This window comes from Bacillus sp. LR_5, assembly GCF_042709275.1.
In genome coordinates this window covers 1-6,219 of the sequence record NZ_JAVAXX010000336.1, presented here as the reverse complement: position 1 = coordinate 6,219, position 6,219 = coordinate 1, and the positions used below count along the sequence as shown (strand labels likewise).

General features: G+C 42.6%; 7 protein-coding genes. 3 read left to right on the top strand and 4 right to left on the bottom strand.

Annotated features, from left to right (window positions below):
* From RAC86_RS33845 to fadH, 4 genes are all read right to left on the bottom strand, one after another.
* Nucleotides 1-147: ribonuclease H-like YkuK family protein (locus RAC86_RS33845; protein WP_377886562.1), on the bottom strand; the 147-nt coding region annotated here is incomplete at its 3' end.
* 109 nt (nucleotides 148-256) lie between these two features.
* Nucleotides 257-496 carry a YkuJ family protein gene (locus RAC86_RS33840; RefSeq protein WP_003218671.1) on the bottom strand — a complete coding sequence of 80 codons (240 nt, stop codon included), beginning with the start codon at nucleotides 494-496 and terminating at the stop codon, nucleotides 257-259.
* A 645-nt stretch (nucleotides 497-1,141) separates the two neighbouring features.
* Nucleotides 1,142-2,365: an EAL domain-containing protein gene (locus tag RAC86_RS33835; protein WP_003232391.1), complete on the bottom strand. Its 1,224-nt coding sequence runs from the start codon at nucleotides 2,363-2,365 to the stop codon at nucleotides 1,142-1,144.
* 63 nt (nucleotides 2,366-2,428) lie between these two features.
* The gene (fadH, locus tag RAC86_RS33830) at nucleotides 2,429-3,193 is read right to left on the bottom strand and encodes a 2,4-dienoyl-CoA reductase (RefSeq protein WP_003232398.1); all 765 of its coding nucleotides are present in this window, start codon (nucleotides 3,191-3,193) and stop codon (nucleotides 2,429-2,431) included.
* 142 nt (nucleotides 3,194-3,335) lie between these two features.
* On the opposite strand from fadH, the gene RAC86_RS33825 reads away from it, so the two are divergent.
* The 3 genes from RAC86_RS33825 (at nucleotide 3,336) to RAC86_RS33815 (ending at nucleotide 6,115) form a co-directional block, all read left to right on the top strand.
* Nucleotides 3,336-4,196 (top strand): metallophosphoesterase, encoded by an 861-nt coding sequence (locus RAC86_RS33825; protein ID WP_326145259.1) that lies wholly within the window; start codon nucleotides 3,336-3,338, stop codon nucleotides 4,194-4,196.
* 56 nt (nucleotides 4,197-4,252) lie between these two features.
* Nucleotides 4,253-4,747 (top strand): L,D-transpeptidase family protein, encoded by a 495-nt coding sequence (locus tag RAC86_RS33820; RefSeq protein WP_072174092.1) that lies wholly within the window; start codon nucleotides 4,253-4,255, stop codon nucleotides 4,745-4,747.
* A 75-nt stretch (nucleotides 4,748-4,822) separates the two neighbouring features.
* A complete protein-coding gene (locus RAC86_RS33815) occupies nucleotides 4,823-6,115 on the top strand; it encodes an MFS transporter (RefSeq protein ID WP_015252195.1) in 1,293 nt (430 codons plus the stop codon).
* Nucleotides 6,116-6,219 lie beyond the last annotated feature (104 nt).

The following is a 6,219-nucleotide window of genomic DNA, read 5'->3' as shown; positions in this document are numbered from 1 at the left end:
GTCGCGGTAAACCTGTGAATCGGTTCCGATCGATAACACATAAGAAGAACGGGGGTCCTTTTGAACAAAGGCTTTAAGCCGTTCCATCACATCTTGAAAGGTCATCTGTGCTTCTGAAAGATTATAAAACAGAAAAGAATCAGCCATCACGACACTCCTTTTCAAGGATTTACAACCATGAAACAAGTATGTTCCTTACCGTTTATTTCGATTACTTTTGCAAAGGCGGAAGCTTGTTCCCCCTATTTCAGGAATCTTACTGAAGAAGTTCAAAGATTTCGATGGAAACCATGTCGATATTATCAAACGGATACGTGTTAGGTTTTTCACCCTTTTGGAAAACCGTCAGTTCAAACGTTTGATTTTTTTCGAAATATTTAACACTGCATATTTTCTCACCATTCACTTCGAAATAACGCTGCATTGGCTCGTTAGCCGCTTCCGCTGTTTCTTGCAGACTTTGCAGCCGTGTGATGATACCCATTAATTGTGACATTCTAAAAAAAGACTCCTTTCAAAAAGCAACTTCAAATCAACAAGTATTTATTATAATACAAGTTCTATTGAGCATCATACCATAAAGTCGGACAGGATGGCATTTTCACTGCTGAATTTAAGCAAAGAAAAAAAGTGAAAAAAACGATTTTTCTTTAGTTTGAGGCTTTTTTTGAATGTCATGCACACAATTATAATTTTTTTCGAATCTTTGGCAGCATTAAGAATGCCTTTTTGCAACTTTGTCAAAACCTTCTTTTGAATGTTATGGTGAAGTCCCGCGTGGCCATAATCAATGGGAGTCATGCTGGATAGAGGCAAACAACGGAACTGAAATAAACATTTCAGAACGAATTTTCCTCCTCACCCGTGCAGCAGTGTCAGGGGTGTTCGGCACTGAATGTTTCTCCCAGTGTTAAACGTTTACCACTAGTTAGGTTTATTGTTTCATTGGATTGTCCTATGCTTTGACAAATAAAAAACTTGGCGGGGGTAGCGCCAAGTTTTTTCGGATCTTGATCTGATAGAGGGGTTGGGGAACAGAGAGTAGCTTCTCTCTATAATTAAATGATAATGATTCTCAGTATCAATGTCAATCGTTTTTTGATATTTTTTTCAATTCATAAAAAAAACGGCCTTTCAGCCGTTAAATCAGTCCGTCCTGCTCATATAAATAAGAATAAGGCAAGTCTATAAATAAATACATCTGATCATCCATCGGATATGAAAACGTTCTGATCATTTCACCTGTTTCCAAATCACTGTACAGATCACTGAAAAAACCTTTCCTGAGATTTCTCATTCTCATAATGTTCTCCAGAAAATAAGGGCGCCAGCTCCAGTTCTTTTCCGCATATTCCGGCTGATAAATCCATTCTCCGTCTTGCTTAAACACATTTCCCGTCAGCTGATCGCCTTCTTCATCACACATGTAAATCCTGAAGCTGCAATCTGTCAGCTCTTCCGCCAGCTTTTTAATAAAGTCATCATCAGAAGACAGATTGTTTTTTCTCAAAGAGGTCACAGCCTGATGCACTCGTTTGTAAAACTGTTCAGAGTGCTCATAGACGGTCTCCAGTTTCTTTTTCTCATGTGTGATAAATTGGTGAAATTCAGTTTTAAGTCTTTGTTTCAATACATCTCTCTCTAGAAACGTTTCAGATGGAGACACTAAGTAATAGCCCTGAAAATAGCGGCCTCCGTTTCTCCAGGCGTACTGAAGCTGGAAGTTCGCCTCAATGTCTTCATACAATAGCGCCGCACCGATTTTTCTTGCTAATAAAGATATGCTGTACAGCACATGCTCATATGACGGTGACGGCTGTGACACTTTCAGCGCCTGCAAATCGATTTTTAACAGATCTGGTGAGAGCAGCGCGATTCTGTCCAAGTTGCTGCTTTCTTTTCCGATGTTGTCAACTGCGATTTTAATTCCGTATGTACGATAGTATGCAAGCATATGGTAGAGCTGCTCAATATCCCCTTCAAAATTGTGCTCTGTAATTTCAAGAACAAAACGGTGGAGTTCGATTCCCTTCGCTTCATATTCTTTCAGAAGCTCCAGAAAGCTTTCACCATGATCCAGCATCAGCAAATTGGCATCCTGATTCATAAAAATCAGCAGATCAGAATCCGCCTCTAAAAAGCGGTCAAGAGCCTGGCGGATAATTCTGTTATCAACCTCTAATTTATATTCTTCGGGTATCCCCGCATCTAAAAAGAAGGGCCCGAGACTTTGGATTTCTGAATCTGCCAAAATTCGTCCAAGCACCTCATATCCGACAACCTTCTGCTCCTCGGCACTAAAAATCGCCTGGTAATATGGAAGGACATCATCAATGTTCGTTAAAATATCAAGTGGATCCAACATGTTATCACCTGCTTCTCTATCTTTGTCTGATTATACCACATTGAATCCAAAGATTAATATTCTTTAAAACGGATAAGGATTCAGCCATTGCCCCCCGTCCATTGTAATACAATCCCCGTTTATATAGGATGCTTCATCAGAAAGCAAAAACGCTGCCAAAGCGGCGATTTCCTCCGGTGTGCCCAATCGGCCGAGCGGCACACTGTTCATCGTGCGGGCCATCGCTTTTTCCGATTCAAATAGCTTCTCCGCACCGCCTGTTCGTTCAATCGGTCCGGGGGCTATCGCGTTTGTACGAATTCCGTATTTGCTCCCCCATTCAACGGCCAGCGTTCTTGTCAATGACAATACCCCCGCTTTGGCTGCAGCGGAATGAACGACCCCCGCTCCCGCTCCCCAAGCGTACGTGGCTGCCATATTTAAAATGACACCCTGCTGCTTCTGGTCAATCCAATGCCTTGCCGCTGCTTGGCTGCAAAAAAATGTGCCGTTTAAAACAATCTCAATAACGGCTTTCCATCCATTGGGCGTCAGCTTTTCTGCCGGACAAATAAAGTTTCCGGCCGCGTTGTTAATCAGCGCGTCAAGCCGGCCAAAGGCTTTTACCGCTTCTTTAATCATGTCTGAAGCGGCGGAATCGGAACGGACATCCATTTGAAAACAAGCGACCTGTCCCTCAAAGGTCTGAATTTCTTTTTTTGTTTCCTCAAGTGCCTCATGGTTCCTCCCTGTCACCATAACGTGCCACCCTAATTCAGCCTGTTTTTTTGCCATCGCTTTTCCCATGCCGCTTGACCCGCCGGTAATAATTACCGCCTTTTTTTCCATGTTTATCCCTCCAATTGTGAATGAGTATTCATTCAATAATATTCTATCATTATATCCCTGCCTCTGTCAGCACATGCTCATATGAGATTTTTATCAGATACAGATGATATAATAGAAAAACTCTATTAAAGGTTGGTTTGAAATGAAAAAGATGTCCAGAAGACAATTTCTAAAAGGAATGTTCGGCGCTCTTGCTGCCGGGGCTTTAACGGCCGGCGGGGGATATGGCTATGCCAGGTATCTCGAGCCGCATATGATCGAGACAACCGAACATACAATAAAAAGCTCTCTCATCCCGCACGGATTTGACGGTTTTAAAATCGTGCAGTTCAGCGATGCACACTTGAGTGATTACTTTACTCTCGAAGATTTAAAAACTGTCATTCTTACAATTAATGAATCTAAACCTGATCTCATTGTTTTTACAGGTGATATTATTGATAATCCTGATACGTATCAGCACCACCAGGCAGTCATTCCATTATTGAGAAAGCTTAATGCTCCCTTCGGCAAGCTTTGTATTTACGGCAATCATGATCACGGAGGCTATGGAACTGCCGTTTACAAAAGCCTGATGACGGCCGGAGGTTTCACGGTATATCGCAATGGCTATCAAACATTGTCACTCGCAGATGGCAGCAAAATCGAGATTGCTTCGCTTGATGACTTAATGCTGGGAAACCCAGATTATGAAGGCACCCTTTCAAGGCTGAGCGACAGACTTTTTTCCATTCTTCTCGTCCATGAACCTGATGCGGCCTTGAAAACAACAGATTATCCCGTGAACCTTCAGCTTTCCGGCCATACACACGGCGGCCAGATTCAGCTGCCTTTTTACGGACCGATTATTACGCCTCCATATGGAAAAGTCTACACAGAGGGAATGTCTCAAACGGGCAGCACTCATATTTACGTAAACCGAGGCCTCGGGATGACCAGGCTGCCTTTGCGGTTTCTGGCCAAGCCTGAAATCACTGTCTTCACCTTAAAAAGCACAAATTAATGTAGCAGGATGGGCTCCTCATCAATACTTATAAGTAAAAAAGGAGGATGAAGAAACTGCTTACGTACCAGGTGAAGCAAGGTGATACACTGAACAGCATCGCGGCTGATTTCAGAATCAGCACGGCTGCATTACTCCAGGCTAATCCGTCACTGCAGGCAGGGCTCACCGCAGGACAGTCCATAGTCATCCCCGGACTGCCGGACCCTTATACAATTCCGTATCATATCGCAGTCTCAATCGGAGCGAAAACCCTTACGCTGTTCCTAAATAATCGGGTAATGAAAACCTATCCCATCGCCGTTGGTAAAATACTAACGCAAACGCCTACTGGCGAGTTTTACATTATTAACCGTCAGCGCAATCCCGGCGGCCCATTTGGCGCTTATTGGCTGAGCCTTTCAAAGCAGCACTACGGAATACATGGGACGAATAATCCCGCTTCGATTGGTAAGGCTGTTTCTAAAGGCTGCATTCGCATGCATAACAAAGACGTGATCGAACTTGCTTCAATTGTGCCAAACGGAACAAGAGTCACGATTAACCGGTAATGTTTTCTTATTTGTTTCAAAAACAGGCGGTTTATAATATGATAAAGTGGGACCTTTAGGGTAAGGAGCGTTTTTATGGATATATTTAAAAATCGTAATTTTGTTCGTCTATTTTTCGCAGCACTCGCTTCTCAAATGGGCACGACAGTAGGCAACATGGCCTTTGCTTTTTTTTTGCTGGATCGATTCAGCAGCCAGCCTTCATATACGACCTTGGCGGAGCTGATGTATTCTCTTCCGACCATATTTGTATTTCTGATCGTGGGAGTCGTCGCGGACCGGTTTGACAGAAAAAAGGTGGCAGAAAATTGTGATTGGATCAGAGCAGGCCTGACTGTCGTGCTTTTTTTCACTTTATTTACCGGCAATATTCCTCTTGTTTTTTGTATCTTATTTATCAGAAGCGCTGTAACAAAGTTTTTCTTTCCGGCAGAAAACAGTTTGGTACAAGCCATTCTGCCGAAGGAGCATTATGCGAAAGCCGCAGGGCTTAATCAGATGCTTTTTAGCATTTTTATGGTGTTTGGAGTCGGTATAGGCGCGTTTATGTACAACACAATCGGTATTGAAGGCGCCATTATTCTTGATTTTGTCAGCTTTATCATTTCCGGGCTGCTGATCCGCAGCTGCCGGATTCCAAAAGAAGCCCGACAGCCAAACGGTGCATTCAGCTGGAGAAAGACTTCTGTTAAGGATTCAATAAATGACTTTAGAGAAGGCATCCTCTATATTTTAAAAAACAAATTGCTGGCATCTCTTATTTTCGGCTTCTTCATTTTTGGATTTGTCAACGGAGGATTCGCCGTATTGCCGATGTTTACAATGAAATATGGATTGGCTCCTGACCGTTATGAGTGGCATACGTCTGTATTTACGATCGCACTCGGGTTTGGGCTGCTGGCAGGCAGCGTAATCGGCACAATCATCTCTAAAAAAGTGAAGCCGCACTTTTTAATGTCGATACCGATTTTCATTGCAGGTTTGCTGATCTTCGTCCTCGGCTACACCAATATTTTATGGGTGTATTACGCGGCAGCTTTTGCACTGGGAATGTGCATCGGACCGATCAACATTGCAATCGGAGGGTGGATGCCAAAAATTGTTCATCCCAAACTGATGGGACGTGTAAGCGGCATGCAGGACCCTTTTATGATGTTTGCACAGTCTTTGACACTCGGCTTAGTTGCGCTGTTATTCCCTAAGTTCGTTTCAAACATTGATTATCTTTATTACGGCATGGGTGTTATCATCCTGATCGTTTTTATTTTTTATTTTATTGCACTGCCAAAATACAGTGCTCAGGCTGTGGAAGTGAATGTTCAGGAAGCATTTCAAGAACAGCCGAAAAAGAAGGCAAGATCTGTATAATGCAGGTTAAAAATGCGCTTTTTTTCTTAGAAAAAAGCTCATTTTCACATTCAATATTTGCATTTCAACTTTAAAAAAGTATAATCTTAACATATTAAAATTAA

Excerpts from the sequence above, each read along its gene's own strand:
- RAC86_RS33840 (WP_003218671.1), bottom strand. The coding sequence starts at position 496 with ATGTCACAATTAATGGGTATCATCACACGGCTGCAAAGTCTGCAAGAA.
- RAC86_RS33835 (WP_003232391.1), bottom strand. The coding sequence starts at position 2,365 with ATGTTGGATCCACTTGATATTTTAACGAACATTGATGATGTCCTTCCA.
- fadH (WP_003232398.1), bottom strand. The coding sequence starts at position 3,193 with ATGGAAAAAAAGGCGGTAATTATTACCGGCGGGTCAAGCGGCATGGGA.
- RAC86_RS33825 (WP_326145259.1), top strand. The coding sequence starts at position 3,336 with ATGAAAAAGATGTCCAGAAGACAATTTCTAAAAGGAATGTTCGGCGCT.
- RAC86_RS33815 (WP_015252195.1), top strand. The coding sequence starts at position 4,823 with ATGGATATATTTAAAAATCGTAATTTTGTTCGTCTATTTTTCGCAGCA.